General features: G+C 50.1%; 21 protein-coding genes and 1 pseudogene. 11 read left to right on the forward strand and 11 right to left on the reverse strand.

Annotated features, from left to right (window positions below; all coding sequences use genetic code 11):
* Nucleotides 1-29: 29 nt before the first annotated feature.
* From OGV80_RS17510 to OGV80_RS17545, 8 genes are all read right to left on the reverse strand, one after another.
* Nucleotides 30-2,294: a ComEC family protein gene (locus tag OGV80_RS17510; protein ID WP_286515418.1), complete on the reverse strand. Its 2,265-nt coding sequence runs from the start codon at nucleotides 2,292-2,294 to the stop codon at nucleotides 30-32.
* A gap of 206 nt (nucleotides 2,295-2,500) precedes the next feature.
* On the reverse strand, nucleotides 2,501-2,785 hold the full coding sequence (gene ihfB, locus OGV80_RS17515) for an integration host factor subunit beta (protein WP_003035780.1): 285 nt from the start codon (nucleotides 2,783-2,785) through the stop codon (nucleotides 2,501-2,503).
* 160 nt (nucleotides 2,786-2,945) lie between these two features.
* On the reverse strand, nucleotides 2,946-4,619 hold the full coding sequence (rpsA, locus tag OGV80_RS17520) for a 30S ribosomal protein S1 (RefSeq protein WP_003035776.1): 1,674 nt from the start codon (nucleotides 4,617-4,619) through the stop codon (nucleotides 2,946-2,948).
* Nucleotides 4,620-4,732: 113 nt separating this feature from the next.
* Nucleotides 4,733-5,416 (reverse strand): (d)CMP kinase, encoded by a 684-nt coding sequence (gene cmk / locus OGV80_RS17525; protein WP_005123561.1) that lies wholly within the window; start codon nucleotides 5,414-5,416, stop codon nucleotides 4,733-4,735.
* A gap of 171 nt (nucleotides 5,417-5,587) precedes the next feature.
* Complete coding sequence (gene loiP, locus OGV80_RS17530; protein ID WP_048225883.1) at nucleotides 5,588-6,349, reverse strand: metalloprotease LoiP; 762 nt, start codon at nucleotides 6,347-6,349, stop codon at nucleotides 5,588-5,590.
* A 140-nt stretch (nucleotides 6,350-6,489) separates the two neighbouring features.
* The gene (gene aroA, locus OGV80_RS17535) at nucleotides 6,490-7,773 is read right to left on the reverse strand and encodes a 3-phosphoshikimate 1-carboxyvinyltransferase (RefSeq protein ID WP_087052624.1); all 1,284 of its coding nucleotides are present in this window, start codon (nucleotides 7,771-7,773) and stop codon (nucleotides 6,490-6,492) included.
* A 69-nt stretch (nucleotides 7,774-7,842) separates the two neighbouring features.
* The gene (gene serC / locus OGV80_RS17540) at nucleotides 7,843-8,931 is read right to left on the reverse strand and encodes a 3-phosphoserine/phosphohydroxythreonine transaminase (RefSeq protein ID WP_043015757.1); all 1,089 of its coding nucleotides are present in this window, start codon (nucleotides 8,929-8,931) and stop codon (nucleotides 7,843-7,845) included.
* A gap of 212 nt (nucleotides 8,932-9,143) precedes the next feature.
* Nucleotides 9,144-9,836 (reverse strand): DUF421 domain-containing protein, encoded by a 693-nt coding sequence (locus OGV80_RS17545; RefSeq protein ID WP_043015756.1) that lies wholly within the window; start codon nucleotides 9,834-9,836, stop codon nucleotides 9,144-9,146.
* A 136-nt stretch (nucleotides 9,837-9,972) separates the two neighbouring features.
* Between OGV80_RS17545 and ycaO the strand changes: the two genes are divergently transcribed.
* The 6 genes from ycaO to OGV80_RS17575 all read left to right on the forward strand — a co-directional run bounded on the left by ycaO (nucleotide 9,973) and on the right by OGV80_RS17575 (nucleotide 17,954).
* The gene (ycaO, locus tag OGV80_RS17550; protein ID WP_080626331.1) at nucleotides 9,973-11,733 is read left to right on the forward strand and encodes a 30S ribosomal protein S12 methylthiotransferase accessory factor YcaO; all 1,761 of its coding nucleotides are present in this window, start codon (nucleotides 9,973-9,975) and stop codon (nucleotides 11,731-11,733) included.
* A 404-nt stretch (nucleotides 11,734-12,137) separates the two neighbouring features.
* Nucleotides 12,138-12,995 (forward strand): formate transporter FocA, encoded by an 858-nt coding sequence (gene focA, locus OGV80_RS17555; protein ID WP_140389852.1) that lies wholly within the window; start codon nucleotides 12,138-12,140, stop codon nucleotides 12,993-12,995.
* Nucleotides 12,996-13,054: 59 nt separating this feature from the next.
* Nucleotides 13,055-15,337: a formate C-acetyltransferase gene (pflB, locus tag OGV80_RS17560; protein ID WP_286515421.1), complete on the forward strand. Its 2,283-nt coding sequence runs from the start codon at nucleotides 13,055-13,057 to the stop codon at nucleotides 15,335-15,337.
* A 310-nt stretch (nucleotides 15,338-15,647) separates the two neighbouring features.
* On the forward strand, nucleotides 15,648-16,388 hold the full coding sequence (pflA, locus tag OGV80_RS17565) for a pyruvate formate lyase 1-activating protein (RefSeq protein WP_003035751.1): 741 nt from the start codon (nucleotides 15,648-15,650) through the stop codon (nucleotides 16,386-16,388).
* A gap of 25 nt (nucleotides 16,389-16,413) precedes the next feature.
* Nucleotides 16,414-17,148, forward strand: a complete 735-nt coding sequence (locus OGV80_RS17570; RefSeq protein WP_043015753.1) for a hypothetical protein — start codon at nucleotides 16,414-16,416, stop codon at nucleotides 17,146-17,148.
* Between the two features lie 11 nt (nucleotides 17,149-17,159).
* Nucleotides 17,160-17,954 carry a PA3715 family protein gene (locus OGV80_RS17575; protein WP_087052623.1) on the forward strand — a complete coding sequence of 265 codons (795 nt, stop codon included), beginning with the start codon at nucleotides 17,160-17,162 and terminating at the stop codon, nucleotides 17,952-17,954.
* A gap of 5 nt (nucleotides 17,955-17,959) precedes the next feature.
* On the opposite strand, the gene OGV80_RS17580 is transcribed toward OGV80_RS17575, so the two are convergent.
* Entirely contained in the window at nucleotides 17,960-18,808 is an 849-nt protein-coding gene (locus OGV80_RS17580; protein ID WP_042309464.1) for a MurR/RpiR family transcriptional regulator, read from the reverse strand.
* A gap of 121 nt (nucleotides 18,809-18,929) precedes the next feature.
* Between OGV80_RS17580 and OGV80_RS17585 the strand changes: the two genes are divergently transcribed.
* Genes OGV80_RS17585 through OGV80_RS17605 form a run of 5 tightly spaced genes read left to right on the forward strand, consistent with a single transcriptional unit; the run spans nucleotide 18,930 to nucleotide 22,698 of the window.
* A complete protein-coding gene (locus OGV80_RS17585; protein ID WP_042309466.1) occupies nucleotides 18,930-19,205 on the forward strand; it encodes a PTS sugar transporter subunit IIB in 276 nt (91 codons plus the stop codon).
* Nucleotides 19,206-19,222: 17 nt separating this feature from the next.
* The gene (gene ulaA / locus OGV80_RS17590) at nucleotides 19,223-20,488 is read left to right on the forward strand and encodes a PTS ascorbate transporter subunit IIC (RefSeq protein ID WP_042309469.1); all 1,266 of its coding nucleotides are present in this window, start codon (nucleotides 19,223-19,225) and stop codon (nucleotides 20,486-20,488) included.
* Between the two features lie 12 nt (nucleotides 20,489-20,500).
* Complete coding sequence (locus OGV80_RS17595; protein ID WP_087052622.1) at nucleotides 20,501-21,301, forward strand: transketolase; 801 nt, start codon at nucleotides 20,501-20,503, stop codon at nucleotides 21,299-21,301.
* Complete coding sequence (locus tag OGV80_RS17600) at nucleotides 21,298-22,209, forward strand: transketolase family protein (protein WP_042309472.1); 912 nt, start codon at nucleotides 21,298-21,300, stop codon at nucleotides 22,207-22,209. Before OGV80_RS17595 ends, OGV80_RS17600 begins: the two co-directional genes overlap by 4 nt.
* 51 nt (nucleotides 22,210-22,260) lie before the next feature.
* Nucleotides 22,261-22,698 carry a PTS sugar transporter subunit IIA gene (locus tag OGV80_RS17605; RefSeq protein WP_043015750.1) on the forward strand — a complete coding sequence of 146 codons (438 nt, stop codon included), beginning with the start codon at nucleotides 22,261-22,263 and terminating at the stop codon, nucleotides 22,696-22,698.
* A 4-nt stretch (nucleotides 22,699-22,702) separates the two neighbouring features.
* Here OGV80_RS17605 and OGV80_RS24530 read toward each other — a convergent pair.
* A pseudogene (locus OGV80_RS24530) lies at nucleotides 22,703-22,771 on the reverse strand (transporter); the annotation flags it as partial.
* 179 nt (nucleotides 22,772-22,950) lie between these two features.
* Complete coding sequence (locus OGV80_RS17610) at nucleotides 22,951-24,099, reverse strand: MFS transporter (protein WP_087052621.1); 1,149 nt, start codon at nucleotides 24,097-24,099, stop codon at nucleotides 22,951-22,953.
* Nucleotides 24,100-24,227: the final 128 nt, after the last annotated feature.

The following is a 24,227-nucleotide window of genomic DNA, read 5'->3' on the forward strand; positions in this document are numbered from 1 at the left end:
ACCAGCATTTGTTAGAATAGCCGCATATTCTACCCGTTATCATCCGACACGCCAAACCACTGATGATACCAACGAGGTAAAATCTGATCCCGCAAGCTGCGTACTCGCCAGTTTTTTGGATAAAAATCCAGCGTAATCTGCCCCTGATGTGGTGTATCCAGCCATTGATAATTTTGTTGTCGATAACGTTGCTCCACTTTCCAGGACGGTAGACGCCAGGCATTATAACGGGATGCCGAGGCTAACGCGGCCTGTCCGCCCACCCGCTGAATCAGCGCCAGTGATGATGAGGTATTGCTGCCATGATGCGGAACCTGCACCACCGTAGACTGCAGATGCTGCCAATAGTGACTTAGCATTTTTTGTTCAGCGGGAGACTCAATATCGCCGGTCAGCAGAATACTCTGATTCCCATCATCGACCTTTACCACGCAGGAGTGGTTATTCCCCGCATCTGTGTTTCCACGTACCGGCCAGTGCGCAGTGAAGGTTAACCCTTGCCACTGCCAACGTTCCCCACGAAAGCACGGACGATGCCCTTCCCAACCTAATGGACTTCTTATCCATAACGACGGCCAGGCTTGCTGCAGCGAGCGCAACCCACCCCGGTGATCCATATGCTCATGGCTTAAAATTACCCCTTGCGGCTCCAGATTGTGCCAGCGTAGCCAGGGAATAATCAGCTGTTGCGCGCTATCGCCTTCAGGCCATGCCAGACCAGTATCGTAAAGCAGCGCTTTCCCATTACGCGCAATCACCATCGCCAGCCCCTGCCCGACATCCAGCATATGCACTTGCCACACGTCAGTACGTGACGTTTGCCAGAACGGGCTGCTCAATAAAAGGGGCACTGTGACACAAACTACCGGTAGCGTTCGCCAGACGTTCAATCGATATACGATGAGCAGGAGTGCGGGTAAAAATGCAAGCCATTGCCAACGTGCATCAATATTGATCCACCCTTCAGGCAGGCTCCTGAGCCCCCAAAATAACAGCGCCAGCGAGCGATCTGCTGAATACCACAAGCCCGATTCAATCATCGCCAGCCCGGTTAAATGCACGATCATGCCTGCTAATATCAACGGTACGGAAATAAAGGTGACCAGAGGTACGGCGAATAAATTCGCCAGAAATGAGGTCAGGCTGAAACCATGAAACATCGCGATTTGTACTGGCAGAAGCAGAAGCGTAATTCCCAATTGCAAATGAGCAAGCGCCAGAAATTGACGTCCAACGCGCGATAGCGGCCAATCTGGCATTGGAACCCATTGATACCAGAACAGCAGTGCCGCAACGGCAAAAGCAGACAACCACAGACTCTGTGAAAGAACGGCGACAGGATCCACCACCAGAATGGCTGCCAGACAGCAGACCAAAACCGACCATCCACTCCACTGCCTGCCACTGAGTTTTAGCGCCCCCCAGACCAGCAGCGCAACAACCGTCCGTAATGCCGGGGGCTGTAGTCCCGTTAGCCAGGCATAGAATGTTGCACAGACTACCCCACCCACTAAAGGAACCTGCCAGCAAATCCAACTGGCTGGCATAAAAAATTGTCCCGCGCGAACTAACCCTGCAGCCAGAAGTGCGGCAAACGCAATATGCAGCCCGGAAATCGCCATCAAATGGGTCGTACCGGTATCACGCATAATGGTTTTCACCTCTTGTGACACCGATAAACGCTCACCCATTCCCAGACCCAATATGACTTGCTGCCAGGGATAATCGGCGAGCGCAGTTTTCAGCGAGGAGAGATACCGCGAACGCAAACTGCATTGTGGTGAGATAACCGAAGCCTGCAAAAATCTTCCCGTCAGCGGCAGGTGCTGCGCCAACGCGTAACGCTGGCTATCAAACCCGCCCTCGTTCAATTGGCCATGTACAGCACGAACCTTCAGCGTCATCGCCCATGTCTGACCCGCGCAAACGCCGTCGGGTAAGTACTGTCCATACAGAATAATTCCGATGGCGGGAAATATCCGCTTCCCCTGCAGATGCGTGATCTGGCCGTAGTGCGTTGTCATGTTATCGGTTGCGGTTATCCGCACGATAGCCTGCTGGGTTTTCGCAGGCAGCGTATTACCGGCCCACAGCGCATCTTTCGCGGCGAGAACGCCCCAAAGAAAAAACAGCAGAGTTACACCGGCGAAACATACAGGCCTGCGAGAAATAAGACAGAGCAAGCATGCCAGGCAAAATACGACGCTGATGCACAGCATGTCAGGTAGCCCAGGTAAGAGCATAAGCGGGAGAATGCCGAATAATGCACACGTACCAACCGTTGTTATTTTCATCAGTCACCTCCCTGTAACAGGAAGTGTGCGGTAATATGCACCGGTTGTCTGGTGCCAATTTAGCGTTATACGGCGTGCGTTCCGCTGGTATTTAACAGCGCATGTAACGTACAAATTAACTGGGAGGAGGATTCCAGGATGGGCAGGCAGAAATGAAAAAAGCACCCATGCGGGTGCTTTTCTCGGCGTTAAGTCTCGCTAAAAACTTAACCGTAAATATTGGCGCGATCGCGCAGTTCTTTACCTGGTTTAAAGTGCGGAACGTATTTTCCTTCCAGATCCACTTTATCACCGGTCTTCGGATTACGTCCGGTGCGCGGTGCGCGGTAATGCAAAGAGAAGCTGCCGAAACCGCGGATTTCAATACGCTCGCCCTGCGCAAGAGTCGAGGCCATATGTTCCAGCATTTCTTTCACTGCATCTTCAACCGCTTTCGCGGGAATATGAGGTTGCTGGGTTGCAAGTCTTTCAATCAATTCTGACTTGGTCATGATTCCTCCGGTTCCTTAAAGGCATAATTAGCTGCTGCATTGATTAAGGGCGGCCTTAGCCGCCCTTTGTCATTGATTACAGGACGAATCCTGTAATCTGTCAAGCTACTCGTCACCCTTTGTGCTGTTAACAGCACAAAGGATTTAGGAGCACTCGATATTACTCGCCTTTAGCTGCTTTGAAAGCTTCAGCCATTGCGTTGTTAGAGAAGTTAGCATCTTCCTGTTTGTTAACAGTTGCGATTGCATCTTTCTCATCAGCTTCGTCTTTAGCACGAACAGACAGGCTGATTGCGCGGTTCTTACGATCAACGCCGGTGAATTTAGCTTCAACGTCGTCGCCAACGCTCAGAACCAGAGTTGCATCTTCAACGCGGTCGCGGGAAGCTTCAGAAGCGCGCAGGTAACCTTCAACGCCGTCAGCCAGTTCTACGGTTGCGCCTTTAGCGTCAACTGCAGTGACTTTACCGTTTACGATTGCGCCTTTCTTGTTCAGTGCAACCCAGTTGTTGAACGGATCTTCTGCGAGCTGTTTAACGCCCAGAGAGATACGCTCACGCTCTGCGTCAACCTGCAGAACAACTGCTGCGATTTCGTCGCCTTTTTTGTATTCACGAACTGCTTCTTCGCCTGCAACGTTCCAGGAGATGTCAGACAGGTGAACCAGGCCGTCGATGCCGCCGTCCAGGCCGATGAAGATACCGAAGTCAGTGATAGACTTGATTTTACCTTCAACACGGTCGCCCTTGTTGTGGGTTTCCGCGAACTGCTGCCATGGGTTGTTTTTGCACTGCTTCAGACCCAGGGAGATACGACGACGTTCTTCGTCGATATCCAGAACCATAACTTCCACTACATCGCCAACGTTAACAACTTTGGACGGGTGGATGTTTTTGTTGGTCCAATCCATTTCGGAAACGTGAACCAGGCCTTCAACGCCTTCTTCGATTTCAACGAAGCAGCCGTAGTCGGTCAGGTTGGTCACGCGACCAGTCAGTTTGGTACCTTCTGGATAACGCTTAGCGATAGCTACCCATGGATCTTCGCCCAGCTGTTTCAGGCCCAGAGATACACGAGTACGCTCGCGGTCGAACTTCAGCACTTTAACAGTGATTTCGTCGCCAACGTTTACGATTTCGCTCGGATGCTTAACGCGTTTCCATGCCATGTCGGTGATGTGCAGCAGGCCGTCAACGCCACCCAGATCAACGAATGCACCGTAGTCAGTGAGGTTCTTAACGATACCTTTAACTTCCATGCCTTCCTGCAGGTTTTCCAGCAGCTGATCGCGTTCTGCGCTGTTTTCGGATTCGATAACGGCACGACGGGAAACAACAACGTTGTTACGCTTCTGATCCAGCTTGATTACTTTGAATTCAAGCTCTTTGCCTTCCAGGTGCAGCGTGTCGCGGACCGGACGAACGTCTACCAGGGAACCCGGCAGGAACGCGCGAATACCATTCAGCTCAACAGTGAAGCCACCCTTGACTTTGCCATTGATAACACCAGTAACGGTTGCAGCTTCTTCGTAAGCTTTCTCCAGCGTGATCCAAGCTTCGTGACGTTTAGCTTTTTCACGGGACAGCAGGGTTTCACCGAAGCCGTCTTCTACTGCATCCAGAGCAACGTCAACTTCGTCACCAACCTGGATTTCCAGCTCGCCCTGGGCGTTTTTGAACTGCTCTGCCGGAATGGCGGACTCAGATTTCAGACCAGCGTCAACCAGTACTACGTCTTTGTCGATAGCAACAACAACACCACGAACGATGGAACCCGGACGGGTTTCGATTTCTTTTAAGGATTCTTCAAACAGTTGAGCAAAAGATTCAGTCATGTTTAATCTTCAGGTTTCATATTTAACGTCCACCTGGCTCCATGCCGGATGGGGTTGTTTAACATACCCGCTGTCAATCCATTGCAACGGGGGTACTGCAAATTCGGTCGCACTTAAGCGAGTGCCAGTTTTTGGCGCGCGTATTGTAACGCTTTTTCAATCACTTGCTCAATGCTTAATCGGGTTGAATCCAAAACTAAAGCATCAGCAGCGGGAACCAGCGGCGCTACAGCACGGTTACGATCGCGATAATCGCGTTCTTCGATCTCGGCCAAAAGGCGTTCAAAGTTAACACTAAAGCCCTTTTCCTGCAACTGTAGCATACGTCTATGCGCACGTTCTTGCGAGGAGGCGTCCAGAAAAATTTTCACCGGCGCATCCGGGAACACCACGGTCCCCATGTCACGTCCGTCGGCGATCAGACCGGGCGCTTCACGAAACGCGCGTTGACGGCGTAACAGCGCTTCACGTACGCGAGGAAACGCAGCGACCTGAGAGGCGGCATTCGCCACTTCCTGGGTGCGGATTTCGCCGCTGACATCTTCACCTTCCAGAATGACTTCAAGGTTGCCGTCCGTTGAGATAAAACGCACATCCAGGTGTGAGGCAAGCGGTACCAGGGCATCTTCAGATGTGACATCAACATGGTGATGCAACGCTGCGAGCGCCAGTACGCGGTAGATCGCGCCTGAATCTAACAGATGCCACTGCAATGCTTCCGCCATTGCCTTGCACAAGGTGCCTTTACCTGCACCGCTTGGGCCATCAATGGTAATAACCGGGGCAATTGCCGTCATCTTTTTCTCCTTAAACGGGCATACGTTAACGTGAACGCCGCGCATTATACGCGCCAACGCAAATAATCGTTAACACAGAGTGTAAAAACCCGATTAGTCTGTAACGATATGAGGAAGAATTGCGCAATTATAGCGGGCTGGTGAGAAACCAGCCCGGAAGATGACACTGATTTACTTTTTATCTGCAGCGATGCGTTCACGCATATGCTGAGCGCGATCGTCAGATGCTGGGTGAGAATCCATCAGCGATTTGGCATGGCCTGCGTCCATCGTGGCAAACTTATCAAACGCAGTCACTAAGCCCTGACGGTCAATACCGCGTTTTTTCAGCAAGTCATAGGAAAAGTCATCCGCATCTGATTCCTGACTACGGGAGAACGCTGAATTAATCACGCCTTCTGCCAAATCGCCCAACTGAGACTGGGAAAGCTGAGAAGCGACGCCGCTGGTCGCAGAAATAGCATCACGCGCAGCCAGAGTGGCATACGCGGTCTGCATTGCTTTACGCGAGTGCCCTAAAGAAACATGGCCCAGCTCATGACCCAGCACGCCTTCTATTTCATTGTCGGTCATCAGGTCCATCAAGCCCGAATAAACACGTACGCATCCATTCGCCATTGCCCAGGCATTGATATCACTGGTCATATAAACTTTATAGTTAACCGGCGTTCCATCAATGTTATTCCCCAACGCTTTCGCAATTTTATTCAGGCGCTTAGTGTACTTGCTTTTCGCGCCCGCCAGCTGATTTTCGCTATCCATCTGCTTACATGAACTGTTAGAGAGGGCTTTGACATCAGCATCAGAAAGTGTCGCTGCTTTATAAGCAGCCATACCGGAACTGGCAACAAGGTCGCCATTCACACCATTTTTACAACCAGCCAGCAACGTGGCGGAAACTGCTAACGCCAAAAAGAGTGATTTATGCTTCATGCTAATCTTCCGTTGATATTTATAGTAAAAACAAATAAATAAGTTAAATCATCAACAAATTAGCATTAGTTGAAAGCATAAAAACAGTGCGGTTACGGACCTCGGAACGCCAGTCCTGGAGGACCGGCGTTCCGGGAGAATCAGGCAGGAGTACTAATACGCGCCAGCTGTTCGAAATAATCCGGGAAGGTTTTGGCCGTACATTTCGGATCCAGAATGGTCACCGGCGTGTCAGAGAGCGCCACCAGCGAGAAACACATCGCCATGCGGTGATCGTTGTAGGTCGCGATATCTGCAAACTGTAACGTCACTGGCGGCGTGACGCGAATATAGTCTTCGCCCTCTTCAACGGTCGCGCCCACTTTACGCAGCTCAGTCGCCATCGCGAACAGGCGGTCGGTCTCTTTGACGCGCCAGTTGTAGATGTTACGCAGTGTGGTCGTCCCTTTTGCGAACAGCGCAGCCGTGGCAATAGTCATCGCCGCATCAGGAATATGGTTCATATCCATATCTACCGCATTGAGTTCACCGTGGGTACAGGCAATAAAGTCATCGCCCCAGGTAATAGTCGCCCCCATTTTTTCCAGTACATCAGCGAAGCGAATATCTCCCTGCATACTGTTGCGACCAATCCCGGTTACTTTTACCGTACCGCCTTTAATGGCCCCCGCCGCGAGGAAATAGGAAGCGGAAGAAGCATCGCCTTCGACCAGATATGCCCCCGGAGACTGATACTGCTGCTGCCCTTGTACGACAAAGCGCTGGTAGTTCTGATTCTCAATTTCAACACCAAACGTTTTCATCAGGTTCAGTGTGATATCAATGTAAGGTTTGGATACCAGTTCGCCTTTGATTGCGATCGTCGTATCCTGCGGCGCCAGCGGCGCAGTCATCAACAGCGCAGTCAGGAATTGGCTGGATACGCTACCGTCTACCTCAACCTGTCCCCCGGCGAAGCCACCGCGCAAACGTAAAGGCGGATAGTTTTCCTGCTCCAGGTATTCAATATTCGCTCCGCCCTGGCGCAGCGCATCAACCAGATGACCAATCGGGCGCTCCTTCATGCGCGGTTCACCCGTCAACACGATGTCATTGGCGCCCAGGCATAACGCTGCGGCCAGCGGGCGCATTGCGGTTCCGGCATTGCCAAGGAACAGCTCTACTGCACCTTCTGCGTGCAGCGCACCGCCATTACCGATTATCTCGCAACGCGTGCGATCGGCAGAAAGGGTATAGCTGATCCCTAACGCATTCAAAGCATTAAGCATATGGCGGACATCATCGCTGTCCAGCAGGTTGGTCAGGACAGTGGTGCCATTTGCTAATGCAGCTAGCAGCAAAGCGCGGTTAGAAACACTTTTGGATCCAGGCAGATTGATGGTGCCATCCACCCGCGCAATGGGTTGTAACGTCAGGGATTCCATTAAACTCGACTCTCAAAAACAGACATAAAAACCCCACAGACAGGCTGTGGGGATGAAAAATACAGCAGATTAACCGCGGCGACGCTCGAAATCGACCATGAAATCAGTCAGCGCTTTTACACCTTCAAGCGGCATTGCATTGTAGATGGACGCGCGCATACCGCCGACCACACGGTGCCCTTTCAATGCGTGCAAACCCGCAGCAAATGACTCTTCCAGGAAGAGTTTATCCAGTGCGCTGTCAGCCAACTGGAACGGGACGTTCATGCGTGAACGGTTGGATTTCGCCACATCGTTACGATAGAAATCACTGTTATCAATGACGCCGTACAGCAGTTCCGCTTTTTGCTGGTTAATTTTATCCATCGCGTTAACACCGCCCTGCTCTTTCAGCCATTTAAAGACCAGGCCAGATAAATACCAGGCAAAGGTTGGCGGCGTATTGAACATGGAGTCGTTGTCGTTCAGCACGGTATAGTCGAGGATTGACGGGCAGGACACATGGGCTTTACCCAGCAAATCTTCGCGTACGATAACAATTGTCAGCCCGGCCGGGCCGATGTTTTTCTGCGCCCCGGCGTAAATTACGCCATAGCGGCTAACGTCAAGCGGTGCGGAAAGAATGGTAGAGGACAGATCCGCCGTGACCACCACGTTGCTGGCAAAATTCGGCGTTTCTTCGATCGCAATACCATCGATGGTTTCATTCGGACAATAGTGCAGATACGCCGCGTTGTCAGAAAGCTGCCATTCGCTCATTGGCTTAACAGCGCGCAGTCCGTCAACGGTAACTTTGGCATCGATAACGTTTGGCGTGCAGTACTTTTTCGCTTCTTTAATTGCGCTGGCGGCCCAGTAACCGGCATCGACGTAATCCGCAGTTGTTTTATCACCGAGAATATTTAACGGGATACCGGCGAATTGTCCGCGACCACCGCCATGGCAGAATAACACTTTATAGTTGGAGGGGATGCTGAGAAGATCGCGAAAATCCTGCTCCGCTTCTTCTGCGACCTGGATGAATTCTTTGCCACGATGGCTAATTTCCATCACCGACGTGCCAAGACCGTTCCAGTCGCGAAGATCCTGTTGAGCCAGTTTAAGAACTTCTGCCGGTAACATTGCCGGACCTGAACTAAAATTGAAGACCTGAGCCATTTCCCCTCACCACGTTGTGTTGTTGTCCAATCAACATCCTGTCATTGACGATAATCCGGTGACAGACATTGGTATAAGTTATTCCTGTGGATATCGGTTTTATCATTCAGTGACACGCGCCGCAATGGGTAAAACTGACCAGGGTAAAAATGTGTCATCCGTCACACAACAGAATCTATCGGATTGACGGGTAAAAACCGAGATTTTCGCTGTCAGGTGACCCGTTTTGCCCGACTGGCCTTCGACCATTCTGGATTTGCACAGCGCGGACATAATTGGTGATCTCCGGCGTTCATGTGCACCACTTCGCTACAACGTATGCAGGCATAGTCCCCTGCTTCAGGTATGACTTTAAATCGTTGCGTACAGCGTTTAGGCAGAATACTGAGCCCCGGTTTTACGTCTTCATCGGCAAAGAAGTAGACGCTGATTTGCCCGTTCGTCTCCAGAATAGCCAGTTTCACCTGCCCCAGTTGCTCCACACCGTTCAAACGCAGTTCCATAAAGAATTCGAATTCCGTCATATTGGCGCTACTGAGCTTTGACCATGCCAGCTCTCCGTCCTCAATGATCACGACGGGTTTCCCCTCCAGCAAATCCTCCATTTTTTCGCTATGCGCCATCAGCCACATCACCAGCCGATACAGCACGGCAAGAGTAATAAAGACCACCAGCACCGGCAACATTGGAACATCGTCATAAAATGCCACGTCTCCCGCCGCAGAACCCAGCGTAAGGATTATCAAGACTTCAAAAAGCGACATCTGGCGTACGCCGCGACGTCCGGTGATTTTTAAAAACAGAAAAACCAATATAAAGGTATAGAGGCTGCGTAGCGCGACTTCTCCCAGAAAATCCATGGGCACCTTATCAAGCGCCATACGGTGTAAATCGAAAGCTTTCATTATTATGCTCTAAACGTGGTTGGCTGTAGGAAAGCATAGCTAATACTTTTATTTACGCCTGAACTCCGGCGACGATAGCGCCGTTCATTGAAAACCCGTATCATTGCGCGCTTTCCGTACGACAAAAGTGATTTTCATGACGCAAACATTTATCCCCGGCAAAGATGCCGCTCTGGAAGACTCCATCGCTCGCTTCCAGCAAAAATTGCTCGACCTCGGTTTTCAAATTGAAGAAGCCTCGTGGTTGAATCCCGTTCCTAACGTCTGGTCGGTACATATTCGCGACAAAGAATGCGCGCTGTGCTTCACCAACGGTAAAGGTGCGACGAAAAAAGCGGCGCTGGCTTCCGCGCTGGGCGAATATTTTGAGCGTCTGTCGACTAACTATTTCTTTGCGGATTTCTGGCTGGGTGAAACTATCGCCAACGGCCCGTTCGTACATTACCCGAACGAAAAATGGTTCCCGCTGACTGAAAATGACGACGTACCAGAAGGTCTGCTGGATACACGTCTGCGTGCGTTTTACGATCCAGATAACGAATTGACCGGCAGCATGCTTATCGATCTACAGTCTGGTAATGAAGAACGTGGCGTCTGCGGTCTGCCGTTTACCCGCCAGTCGGATAACCAGACTGTCTATATTCCGATGAACATTATCGGCAACCTGTATGTTTCTAACGGCATGTCTGCGGGTAATACGCGTAACGAAGCGCGTGTTCAGGGCCTGTCTGAAGTCTTTGAACGTCATGTGAAGAACCGCATTATCGCGGAAAGCATCAGCCTGCCGGAAATCCCGGCTGAAGTGATGGCGCGCTATCCAGCAGTGGTGGAGTCCATTGCCAAACTGGAAGCGGAAGGTTTCCCAATTTTCGCCTACGATGGCTCGCTGGGCGGCAAGTACCCGGTGATTTGCGTTGTCTTGTTCAACCCGGCCAACGGTACCTGCTTTGCTTCCTTCGGCGCGCACCCAGATTTCGGTGTTGCGCTGGAGCGTACCGTCACTGAACTGTTGCAGGGCCGTGGTCTGAAAGATCTTGATGTCTTCACCCCGCCGACGTTCGACGATGAAGAAGTGGCGGAACACACTAACCTTGAAACCCACTTCATTGATTCCAGCGGCCTGATCTCCTGGGATCTGTTCAAGCAGGATGCCGACTATCCGTTCGTTGACTGGAATTTCTCCGGCACTACGGAAGAAGAGTTCGCCACCCTGATGGCTATCTTCAATGCTGAAGATAAAGAAGTGTATATCGCCGACTATGAGCATCTGAGCGTTTACGCCTGCCGTATTATTGTTCCGGGAATGTCTGACATCTATCCGGCAGAAGATCTGTGGTTAGCCAACAACGCCATGGGTGCCCATCTGCGTGACACCATCCTCTCTCTGCCAGGCAGTGAATGGGATAAAGAAGACTATCTCAATCTGATCGAACAGTTGGACGAAGAAGGCTTTGACGACTTCACCCGTGTACGTGAACTGCTTGGTCTGGCGACCGGCGCGGATAACGGTTGGTATACCCTGCGCATTGGCGAGCTTAAAGTGATGCTGGCGCTGGCTGGTGGCGACCTGGAACAGGCGCTGATCTGGACTGAATGGACGATGGAATTCAACGCATCTGTCTTTAGCGCTGAACGAGCCAACTACTACCGCTGCCTGCAAACGCTGCTACTGCTATCTCAGGAAGAAGATCGCCAACCGCTGCAATATCTGAACGCATTCGTTCGCATGTACGGAGCCGATGCGGTTGAAGCGGCAAGTGCGGCATTAAGTGGCGAAGCGCCGTTCTACGGGCTGCAACCCGTTGATAGCGATCTGCAGGCTTTCCCGGCGCATCAGTCTCTGCTGAAAGCCTACGAAAAACTGCAGCGCGCGAAAGCTGCACACTGGTCAAAATAGTGACAATCAACCTGCGCTGAGTAGGCTAAAGGTATTGTCTGGGCTATATTACGGGGCGCTTTATGCGCCCTGTTTTTTATTTTGGTCAAATCAAAAAATAAATGTAAAAACAAGGTTAAATATTAGTAGTTGATATTAAAAAAATTAGCTTATTAATGTGGTTTTTTATCTCAATTACTCCATTTTAATTAACCATCTGACAGGAGACAAAAAGAAAAAATTCAACTCACTTTATAATTTTTAAAATTTATTTTTATATGGATAATCAACAAGTTACTCCGTAATCGCATAAAAACCATGCGTCTTACGGGCCTATAAGCCAGGCGAGATATGATCTATATCAAATTCTCATCTATAATGCTTTGTTAGTATCTCGTCGCCGACTTAATAAAGAGAGAGTTAGTGTGAAAGCTGACAACCCTTTTGATCTTATTCTTCCTGCTGCAATGGCCAAAGTTGCCGAAGAAGCAGGCGTCTATAAAGCAACGAAACATCCGCTTAAGACGTTCTATCTGGCAATTACTGCCGGTGTATTCATTTCAATTGCCTTTGTTTTCTATATCACCGCCACAACCGGTACCGGAGCTATGCCTTTCGGCATGGCAAAATTAGTAGGTGGTATCTGCTTTTCCCTGGGGCTGATTCTTTGTGTTGTCTGCGGCGCAGACCTCTTTACCTCAACCGTATTGATTGTCGTAGCAAAAGCCAGTGGTCGTATTACCTGGGGCCAATTGGCTAAAAACTGGCTTAACGTTTATGTCGGTAACCTGGTTGGTTGCTTGCTCTTCGTACTACTGATGTGGCTTTCCGGCGAATACATGACCGCCAACGGCGCGTGGGGGCTCAACGTCCTGCAGACAGCCGACCACAAAGTGCACCATACTTTTGTTGAGGCGGTAAGTCTTGGCATCCTGGCTAACCTGATGGTGTGCCTGGCGGTATGGATGAGCTACTCGGGCCGCAGCCTGATGGACAAAGCGTTTATCATGGTATTACCGGTCGCAATGTTTGTTGCCAGCGGTTTTGAGCACAGTATCGCAAACATGTTTATGATCCCTATGGGTATTGTAATACGCGATTTCGCCACCCCGGAATTCTGGGCCGCTGTTGGGTCTTCTCCGGAGAATTTTTCTCACCTGACCGTGATGAACTTCATCACCGATAACCTGATTCCGGTTACGATCGGTAACATTATCGGCGGCGGTTTGTTGGTCGGGTTGACATACTGGGTCATTTATCTGCGTGGTAACGATCATCATTAATCTGATGATGCCCATTACACGCAGTAAATAAAAAATCCACTTAAGAAGGTAGGTGTTACATGTCCGAGCTTAATGAAAAGTTAGCCACAGCCTGGGAAGGTTTTACCAAAGGTGACTGGCAGAATGAAGTAAACGTCCGTGACTTCATTCAGAAAAACTACACTCCGTATGAGGGTGACGAGTCCTTCCTGGCTGGCGCAACTGATGCGACCACTGCACTGTGGGACAGCGTGATGGAAAGCGTTAAACAGGAAAACCGCACTCACGCGCCTGTTGACTTTGACACCTCCGTTGCTTCTACCATCACTTCTCACGACGCTGGCTACATCAACAAAGCGCTCGAGAAAATCGTTGGTCTGCAGACTGAAGCTCCGCTGAAACGTGCAATCATTCCGTTTGGCGGCATCAAAATGGTTGAAGGTTCCTGCAAAGCGTACAATCGCGAACTGGACCCGATGCTGAAAAAAATCTTCACCGAATACCGTAAAACCCACAACCAGGGTGTATTCGATGTTTACACCAAAGACATTCTGAACTGCCGTAAATCCGGTGTTCTGACTGGTCTGCCAGATGCGTATGGCCGTGGCCGTATCATCGGTGACTACCGTCGCGTTGCGCTGTACGGTATCGACTACCTGATGAAAGACAAATACGCTCAGTTCGTCTCTCTGCAGTCCGATCTGGAAAACGGCGTAAACCTGGAAGCAACTATCCGTCTGCGTGAAGAAATTGCTGAACAGCACCGCGCACTGGGTCAGATCAAAGAAATGGCTGCTAAATATGGCTGCGATATCTCTGGTCCGGCTACCAACGCTCAGGAAGCTATCCAGTGGACTTACTTCGGCTACCTGGCCGCTGTTAAATCTCAGAACGGCGCAGCAATGTCCTTCGGTCGCGTATCCACCTTCCTGGATGCTTACATCGAACGTGATATCAAAGCAGGCAAAATCACCGAGCAAGACGCTCAGGAAATGATTGACCACCTGGTCATGAAATTGCGTATGGTTCGTTTCCTGCGTACTCCTGAATATGATGAACTGTTCTCCGGTGACCCGATTTGGGCAACTGAATCTATCGGTGGTATGGGCGTTGATGGCCGTACTCTGGTTACCAAAAACAGCTTCCGCTTCCTGAACACCCTGTACACCATGGGTCCTTCTCCGGAGCCGAACATCACCGTTCTGTGGTCTGAAAAACTGCCTCTGAACTTCAAGAAATTCGCCGCTAAAGTGTCCATCGACACCTCTTCTCTGCAGTACGAGAACGATGACCTGATGCGTCCGGACTTCAACAACGACGATTACGCTATCGCTTGCTGCGTAAGCCCGATGGTTGTTGGTAAACAAATGCAGTTCTTCGGTGCGCGTGCAAACCTGGCGAAAACCATGCTGTACGCAATCAACGGCGGCGTTGATGAAAAACTGAAAATGCAGGTTGGTCCTAAATCTGAACCGATCAAAGGCGACGTTCTGAACTTCGACGAAGTTATGGACCGCATGGATCACTTCATGGACTGGCTGGCTAAACAGTATGTCACCGCGCTGAACGTTATCCACTACATGCACGACAAGTACAGCTACGAAGCCTCTCTGATGGCGCTGCATGACCGTGACGTTATCCGCACCATGGCGTGTGGTATCGCTGGTCTGTCCGTTGCTGCTGACTCCCTGTCTGCAATCAAATATGCGAAAGTTAAACCGATTCGTGATGAAGACGGTCTGGCTGTAGACTTCGAAATCGAAGGCGAATACCCGCAGTTTGGTAACAACGACCCTCGCGTTGATGATATGGCGGTTGACCTGGTAGAACGTTTCATGAAGAAAATTCAGAAACTGACTACTTATCGTAACGCTATCCCGACTCAGTCTGTTCTGACCATCACCTCTAACGTGGTTTATGGTAAGAAAACCGGTAACACCCCAGATGGTCGTCGTGCTGGCGCGCCGTTCGGACCGGGTGCTAACCCAATGCACGGTCGTGACCAGAAAGGTGCTGTTGCCTCTCTGACCTCCGTTGCTAAACTGCCGTTTGCTTACGCTAAAGATGGTATCTCTTACACCTTCTCTATCGTTCCGAACGCACTGGGTAAAGACGACGAAGTTCGTAAGACCAACCTGGCTGGTCTGATGGATGGTTACTTCCACCATGAAGCGTCCATCGAAGGTGGTCAGCACCTGAACGTGAACGTCATGAACCGTGAAATGCTGCTGGATGCGATGGAACATCCGGAAAAATATCCGCAGCTGACCATTCGTGTTTCTGGCTACGCTGTACGTTTTAACTCCCTGACTAAAGAACAGCAGCAGGACGTTATTACTCGTACCTTCACTCAGACCATGTAATTGGTTTTGACTGAAATCGTACTTTAAAAAGCGTACAATAAAGGCTCCACGTAAGTGGGGCCTTTTTAATAGCCTGCTTTGTCAGCTATCTATACTTATATACTCGATGGATTTCGAGTTGCATTGAGGCGGCAACGGAGTGAATCCCCTGGAGCGTACAGAAGTACGTGACTGGGGTGAGCGAAGGTAGCTAACAAAGATGCAGCTTGAAAGACGAAAAGTATGGATAGCAGCCAAAACAGACTCGACACAGTTAATAACTGTGCACTAACACAGGCCCCGGATGGGCCACACCTGGAGATACACCGCAATGTCAGTTATTGGTCGCATTCACTCCTTTGAATCCTGTGGCACTGTTGATGGCCCGGGCATCCGTTTTATTACCTTCTTCCAGGGCTGCCTGATGCGCTGCCTGTATTGCCATAACCGTGACACATGGGATACGCACGGCGGCAAAGAAGTCACCGTCGACGAGTTAATGAAAGAAGTCGTGACCTACCGCCACTTTATGAACGCATCCGGTGGCGGTGTGACGGCGTCCGGCGGCGAAGCTATTCTGCAAGCTGAATTCGTACGTGACTGGTTTCGGGCCTGTAAAAAAGAAGGTATTCATACCTGTCTGGATACTAACGGCTTTGTTCGCCGCTACGATCCGGTTATCGATGAGTTGCTGGAAGTCACCGACCTGGTCATGCTCGATCTCAAACAGATGAACGATGAAATCCATCAGAATCTGGTCGGCGTATCGAACCATCGTACGCTGGAGTTCGCGCGTTACCTGTCCAATAAAGACATCAAAGTGTGGATCCGCTACGTTGTCGTGCCTGGCTGGTCTGACGATGACGACTCTGCGCACCGCCTGGGTGAGTTTACCCGCGATATGGGCAACGTTGAAAAAATCGAGCTGCTGCCATATCACGAGCTGGGCAAACACAAATGGGTGGCAATGGGCGAAGAGTACAAACTGGATGGCGTCAAGCCACCAAAGAAAGAGACCATGGAGCGCGTGAAAGGCATTCTCGAGCAATATGGACATAAAGTGATGTATTAATGTTTATGCATTAAGGAAGTAAATCATGGATAGATTTTTGCGATACGGAATATTCGCACTGCTCTTTATATTCCATACAGCTTCGGTCCGGTCAGATTCCGGACCGAAGATTCGTTATCTGTATAACGATGACACCACCGAAGAAACAGTCGCTTTCTTCTACGATAACTCCTTTGCTCGCTGTGCCGAATGCAATCCGTACAGTCAAAGTGATATCGATGCGCTACGCTCAACGCCGTTCGATACCCGAATGGGCAATATTTATAAAGTCGCTGATAACAAAATCTGCATCAACGCAGCAGAGTGTTTCCCTCTCCCATTAAAGATTCCAAAAGAGTCCCCCTGGAAGATAATTGATTATCGTTGGGTTGCTGACACACCTGACTATCAGTTAGATAACAATAAATTACCCGCAGCGCAAAAACAGGAAATTACACAAGCCAGTTTGATAACCGCCAGGTTCCAATTAGATCCGTCAGTCAGTGAAGAAGACGGTAATGAAACCAGCGCCGACCACGCTTACTACGTCGCGCAAACCATGGAATCTCTTGAAAAATATAAGCTCCAGATTGTTGATACCGAAAAACGTTACCTGGTTTTTCCCCTTGATAATGGGCTGAAAATCACGGTAGATATGCAAAAAGGTAACGATGGCTTGCCCATTGATTCCTTGTTATACCGCCCTGGTCATGTACCAATAATCATTGATTTAACCGACAGTGAGCTGGTTGCTGCCCACTTCTACCTCTCAGGCCACTAAAGGATTTCACGATGAGAGTACTTGTTTCAGCATTTTTTTTGCTGTTCGCTCAGAGTACGAATGCCGCCGGCACCTGTGATATCAACGCCATTGTGCAGCATGCGTGGCCGGAGGCAAAACCAGCAGCGGAAGGTAAGATGCTCACCAAAAGCAATCAGGTTATCGATATCACGGGCAACTCAGCGCAAAGCGTAATTTGCCGCGTCTGGCCCGCTCACCCGGAACTGACATTGGCGGCGATTCCGCTGATGGCACAACAGGATAACGATTACGATCATACTGGCGATCTGGAACTTTTGGTACTGGACTCCGCGAGCCTCGACGTTAAACAACGATTACGCCTGCCCGAAAGGATGAATGACGACGCTATTCGAATTTCCGGTCTGATACTGGATACCGCTCGCTGGAAAGTCGCCACTAACCAAACCGCATTTGGCTTGCGGATAGCCCGCACCGGCAGTTCCCGTGTAAATCCATTTAGTGAAGATGTGCTATCGCTGTTTGTTATTGAAAATGACCAACTACGAACGATATTAAACGGTATCGTCCTTGAAAACAGTACCGGGGAATGGGACGGGAACTGTGAAGGAACATTCAACGATATTACTCGTACCCTCTCACTTACGCCTGACTCGCATAATGGATACGTTGATATTCGTGTAAGAGAGAAAAGTGTAGCATCCAACGCCAATCTTCAGGCTGATGCTGAGTGTACCTCAAAAGATAAGTCCAGCAAGGCGAGCTGGACCCTGCTTTATAATGGAAAACAGTATGTCGTCCCCAAAAATCTGGCGCCACTTGAGTAAACGGTTCAGGACATAAAATATTCCGAGAGCTTATTCGCCACGCTTTCAATTGAGAAAATGCTCTTCTGATGCGCTTTACGGCACTCCGCATAGCGCTCATCTTGCTCCTCCAGCGCATTGAGTAATTTGTCCGCCACCATCATTGCACCGGCGATTTCTGCGAAACCATACTCCCCCTCACCCTTCAGGGCTACGGCGGCCTGTAGATTCCAGTCCGAAAGACGGCTAAGCGGCGCAAAGGTGCCGCGGGTCAGCGAAAGGATCCGCGCGCCATGCTGCTTCGCCAACGCCAGCGCTTGCATCATATCAGCCGATGCCTGCTCAGTGTGCACCACAATGATTCCCTGGCTCTGCGGTTCAACCATCATGGATGAGGTTGTGAGGTAAAAACGATCGACAAAACTTGCCGCCTTACCCATTTTAATCAGGTTCATTTGTAAGAACAGCGCGACGGGCACCGCCGTACCAACAGCGTATATCGCGACAGAATTAACCTGGTTGATCCACGCCGCAGCAGCCTGTAATTCTTGCGTATTAATGATGGCATGGCTGTCACGAATGCTCGCCACTACGGCAGAGACCTCATCATTTTCCTGCTCTTCAGGACGCGCAGCTCCCTGCTCCAGCGCAAGCGCAGTTCTGAAATCAGAAAAACCTTTAAAACCAAATGCGCGGCAAAAACGGGTAATACTCCCTTCACTGGTTTCAATAGAATCCGCTAACTCTGTGATCGTATGTCTCATCACAAAATCAGGGTTCTCCGTCACAAAACGGCCCACTTTTTCCAGAATTGGGCTTAACCCTCCAGCCTCATTTCTGATGTTTATCAGTAAGTTAGTGTCAATCTGACTCATTTTTCGCCTTTTTGCTCAAAATGCAAACACAGTCACATCTTTCTGCCCACGTTAAGATAATAATTTTTTTCACAACAAGAGCAATGAAAATAATTATTTTTACAAAACAGGAGAAAAATAAATGAAAGGTCTCATTGTCTGTCGTACCGGTATGGGCAGTTCCTTAATGCTCAAAATCAAAGCGCAAAAAATCATCGACAAGCATGGCTGGGATATTGAACTCGAACATGACGTATTGTCCGGTCTTGCCACCTGGCAAGGGATTGATTTTGTTATCACCATGCGCGACCTCACCGATGAAATCGAAGCTGCTGGATTCAGAGCCATCGGTATAACCGACTTGATGAATAGCGAAGAAATGGAAACTGCGCTCACCAGCGTAATTCAGGGCAACTAACCTCTCCCGGAGGCAATATGGATCTCCTCAGGTTTATTGTATTCGACATTTTGGGTGTAACCCCACTTTTAGTTGGATTTATTGCATTAATCGGTCTGCTCATTCAACGCAAGCCGATTGAAAAAGTATTATCCGGCACCTTCAAAACCATCGTTGGATTTCTGGTCTTTGCGGGTGGCGCGGGGCTGGCAGTGACATCTCTGGGTAATTTCCAGACATTGTTTAGCGATGGATTTGGACTCAAAGGAGTGATGCCGTTGGCGGAGGCGCTAACCGGCCTGGCCCAAACCAAATTTGCCATGTGCGTATCACTCATCATGGTTATCGGCTTTGGCTGGAACTTACTTTTTGCCCGTATTACACCGTTTAAATACATTTTTTTGACCGGCCAACATAATCTGTATCTCTCGGCATTGCTCACCGTCACGCTGAAAGCGCTCGGTTACAGCGATGGCGTTACGATTATGGTTGGTTCTGTATTGTTAGGCCTTGCTGCCTGCATCTACCCGGCCATTGCCCAACCGTGGATGCGTAAGATCACCGGCAATGATGAAATCGCCATGGGTCATTATGTCACACTGGCTTACGCGGCCTCAGGCTGGATTGGCTCGAAGGTCGGCGATCCCAAAGAGTCGACGGAGAAACTGAATCTCCCCGGATGGCTGGGGATTTTTAAAGATTACATTGTCTCAGTCTCTATTTCGGTCAGTATTTTCTATTACATCGCCGCACTGGCAGCAGGGAAAACAGCGGTTACCGCGGTAGCAGGTGGCATGCACTGGTTGGTCTACCCGCTTTTTCAGTCACTGACCTTTACCGCCTCGCTTTACATCATTATTACCGGTGTTCGTTTACTGCTTTCAGAGATCGTTCCGGCATTTCTCGGGATCTCGGAAAAATTCATTCCTAATGCCAAACCGGCGCTCGACTGCCCGGTTGTATTCCCTTACGCGCCAACCGCTACCGTACTTGGTTTTATCTCTTCGTTCGTCGGCGGACTGGTGGTGATGGGAATACTTGCGCTGATTGGTCAGACGGTAATCATCCCCGTCGCGATCCCCTATTTCTTCATTGGGGCAACGGCTGCCGTCTTTGGCAACGCTTCAGGAGGCTGGAAAGGCGCAGTGGTGGGAAGCTTTATTACAGGCATTCTCATCGGCATTGGTCCCGCACTTATCTACCCAATTATGGAATCGGTAGGACTTTCCGGTACCAGCTTCCCGGAAACCGATTTCGTCGCGCTTGGTCTGGTGGTGTATTACATCGGCAAAATGCTGCCCTGATAAGGAGTAAACATGAATATTGATGAATTGAAATCTCATGCGCGATCTGCCCGCCGCGATATTGTCACCATTATTTACGAATCCGGTATTGGTCATCCCGGCGGCGCACTCTCCATTATTGATATTCTGACCTGGATTTATCATGAAGAAGTTCGTCTGAATGAAACACCTCGTGCCCGGGTGGTGATGAGTAAAGGCCACGCCGTCGCGGCACAGTACGCCATGCTGTATCAATTGGGGAAAATATCCCGCAGCGAATTTAGCACCTTTCGTCAGATTAACTCGCGTCTGCAGGGACATCCGAGCGTGAAATCACTTCCCGATGTGGATGCAACGACTGGACTGCTTGGCCAGGGTCTGTCAATTGCGCTGGGGATGGCTGCTGCCAAAAATCGCGCGGGGGATCCCAACCGCGTTTTCGCAATCATCGGCGATGGGGAGATGCACGAAGGCCAAATATGGGAGTCACTGCAACAGGCCGCTCATATGCGGATGGACAATCTGGTCGCCATCATCGACTACAACGGTTTTTCCTCACACGATCCGGTCAATGACGTCATCAATCTCGAGCCACTGGCCGACAAAATCCGTAATTTTGGCTGGCACGTACTTGAGCTACAGGATGGTAACAACATGTGCCAGGTTGCCGACACTTTGCAGCTATCTCGTTATCTGAAAGGCAAGCCGGTAGCTATTATCGCCCGCACCACCAAAGGCAGCGGCGTGAGCTATATGGAAAATAACGGCGACTGGCATTCTAAAACACCCAGTGCGGAACAATACCAGCAAGCTATGGAGGAATTACAGTCATGAGAGCACCACGCGATGAGATTGGTAATGCCCTGCTCGCTTTGAGGGAGAAAGGCTATCCAGTTGTCGTTATCGACAGCGATTTGGCGAGCTCCACCCGCACCGATCAGTTTCAGAAGATCTGGCCTGAAGCATTCTTTGAAATGGGAATTGCCGAAGGCTCCGCGATGAGTTTCGCCACAGGTCAGGCATTGGAAGGTAACATTCCTTTTTACGTTAACTTCGCGATGTTCGTGACTGGTACAGCATGGACACAGCTTCGTCAGGCTTGTTACGCAAAGGCCAACATTAAGCTGGTCGGTAGCCATCCAGGTATGGATGACGGCCCGGATGGCGCTTCGCACCATGCGCTGGAAGATCTAGCCCTGACTCGTGTATTGCCAGGAATCACGATTCTGACTCCGGCAGATGCCGAAGAAGTTGAGGCTGCATTTGAGCAGGCAGTAAACATCCCCGGCCCTGTCTACATTCGTGTTGCCCGGGAACCGATGCCCGTACGCGATAAATCAGTTGTCCCCCGAGTATCCGATATCGAGGCCGTGGAGAGTTCAGGCAACGACTTCGCCATTGTTTATGAAGGAACAGTTCTTGAACAAGCGAGTACGGGTTACGCCCAGCTCAGTGCGCAGGGGAAAAGGGGCAAACTGATTCATGTGGCAACGCTAAAACCGTTCAATCGTCAGCGTTTCCTGCACCTCATTGCCAATTGCCCACGTATCGTCACGATTGAAAATCATACGATTAACGGCGGACTGGGTGGCCAGATTGCTGAAGTGCTGGCTGAAGAAGGAATCAACTCACGATTGTGTCGCCTTGGTACTCAGGACACATTCACCGAATCGGGCAACAGCCGGCAGTTGAAAGAGAAATACGGAATTTCAGCCTCTGCAATCTGTGAAGCACTCAAATAATCTGGTTGGCAGACCGTTACACGGTCTGCCAACTACAATGGGGATAAAACGATGCTATCTACGCTATTTTCAGCCTGGCAGTTTCGCGAACAATGCGGCACCTGGCAGGAAGCCGTGCAGTTGGCCTGTCACCCTCTCGAAGTGCAAGGCGTAATTACACATAGTTATACTCAGGCAATCATCCATGAAACAGAAAAACATGGCCCATGGTATATATTAAGTCCAGAATTTGCCCTGCCTCATGCTCGACCGGATGAAGGCGTGATTGGCAGTAAAACACATCTGTCGCTATTGAGCCTGAAAGAAGCAGTCCTGTTTCCCGGACACCCGGATGTGCGGTTAATCATTGTTCTTGCCGCAGCCAACAGCACTCAACATATCGAAATGATCCAACAGTTGGTGTGCTGGCTGGATGAAGCGGAGCGCTTACACCAGTTATCCCATACCACCAGCCTGGCGCAGTTTCTCTCTATTCTTGAAGTGAGTTAACGCATTACTGTTTCCTGCGCGCCAGAAGCGGGAAAATCAGCCCCAATCCTACCAGCACAAACGGCGTCACGATAAAATCAGGCGTGGGATTATGCGCGGTAAAATGAGCGAGCGGAAACGGCAGGGTGTAAAACTATAATCTTCTGCACACTTTATTTTCAGGGCAAAAGCGTGTGATTAAATAATGCAGGTTCCCATAAAGCATACATAAACAGTATGTATGGGAACCTGTTCGTATTCTGTTAAATCAGGTCAAATATGCGCAATAGAATTGGGCGTATGGCCCGTCTTACGCAACAGCATCAGTAAATAAATAAACGATACGCTGGCGATCATGATAAACAGCAAGCTATCTGAATAATTCTGCATCAGCATCGCGGTAAATGAAGGACCAAGCAGGCTGCCCACGGTATAGCTTAATAACAATGCCTGATTCATGGCGACCAGTTGATGGTGTTCCACCTTTTCACAGGCCCAGGCCATCGCTACCGGGTAGAGAGTAAAACCTGCCGCCCCCAACATAAACAACGCGGGCGCCATCGCCGCCTGATTCAGCATGGCAATACTCCCGACGATTACCACGAAAACCTGAACGCGTAAAACCAGCAGGCGTCCCAGCTTATCCGCCAGACGGCCAATCGGCCATTGCCCCAGGATACCGGCGCTAACCAGAACCGCCATCCAGAAACCAATGCTGGCGTTGCTCACCCCCTGATGGTTGAGATACAGCGGCATCAGGCCATACAAGGACCCCAATACAATCCCGGAAATAATACAGCCGTTAACGCCCAGACGCGCCTGTCGCAGCTTCAGCATGGAGACAATAGGCGTAGACTGCTGTTCATCACCCTGCTGATTGGCAATGCGCGTAAAGAGCAGTGGTAAAACGCCAGCCAGGATTGTACCCGTCACCCACGGCAGAACGTTCATCAATTCAGTTGATACTTTACTAACCAGCAACTGGCCTAAAAACGTCCCCACGTAATAGATCATCATATAAGCGGCAAGCAAACGTCCGCGATTACGCGAAGTCCCACTGCACATCAGCGCACTTTCCACTACCACCCAAATCATGGCGCAGCCAACACCGGCAATAAAGCGCCATGTCATCCAGCTCCAGAATCCCACCACAATCCCCAGCCCGACACAACCTACGGCAAAAATAAGCGAGGCGATGTAATAGCTGCGATTAAAACCAAGGTGTTTTATTAAATACCCGGTCAGCAACGTCCCTACCAGATTACCGGTAAAATAGGACGAGCTCACCACGCCTACCTGCCATGTGGGCAGATTTTCATGGGCGAGCCAAAGCGGGACGAGCGTGTTTAACACGGCGATCGCCAGGGTCAACAGAAGCAGCCCGCATAGCAATAGCATGACGGGACGGGTATAGGTGGACATGAATAAAAACCGTGAGGAAGTTCAAATTTCATGCGCATCATGCCACTGCCAAAAACATTGTCAATCGGCGTAATCAGAGGGCTGAGGCGCTTTCTGGACGATCGATTTGCATTACTGATTCTTAATGT

The organism is Citrobacter sp. Ce119 (genome assembly GCF_030334525.1).
GTDB lineage: Bacteria > Pseudomonadota > Gammaproteobacteria > Enterobacterales > Enterobacteriaceae > Citrobacter > Citrobacter europaeus.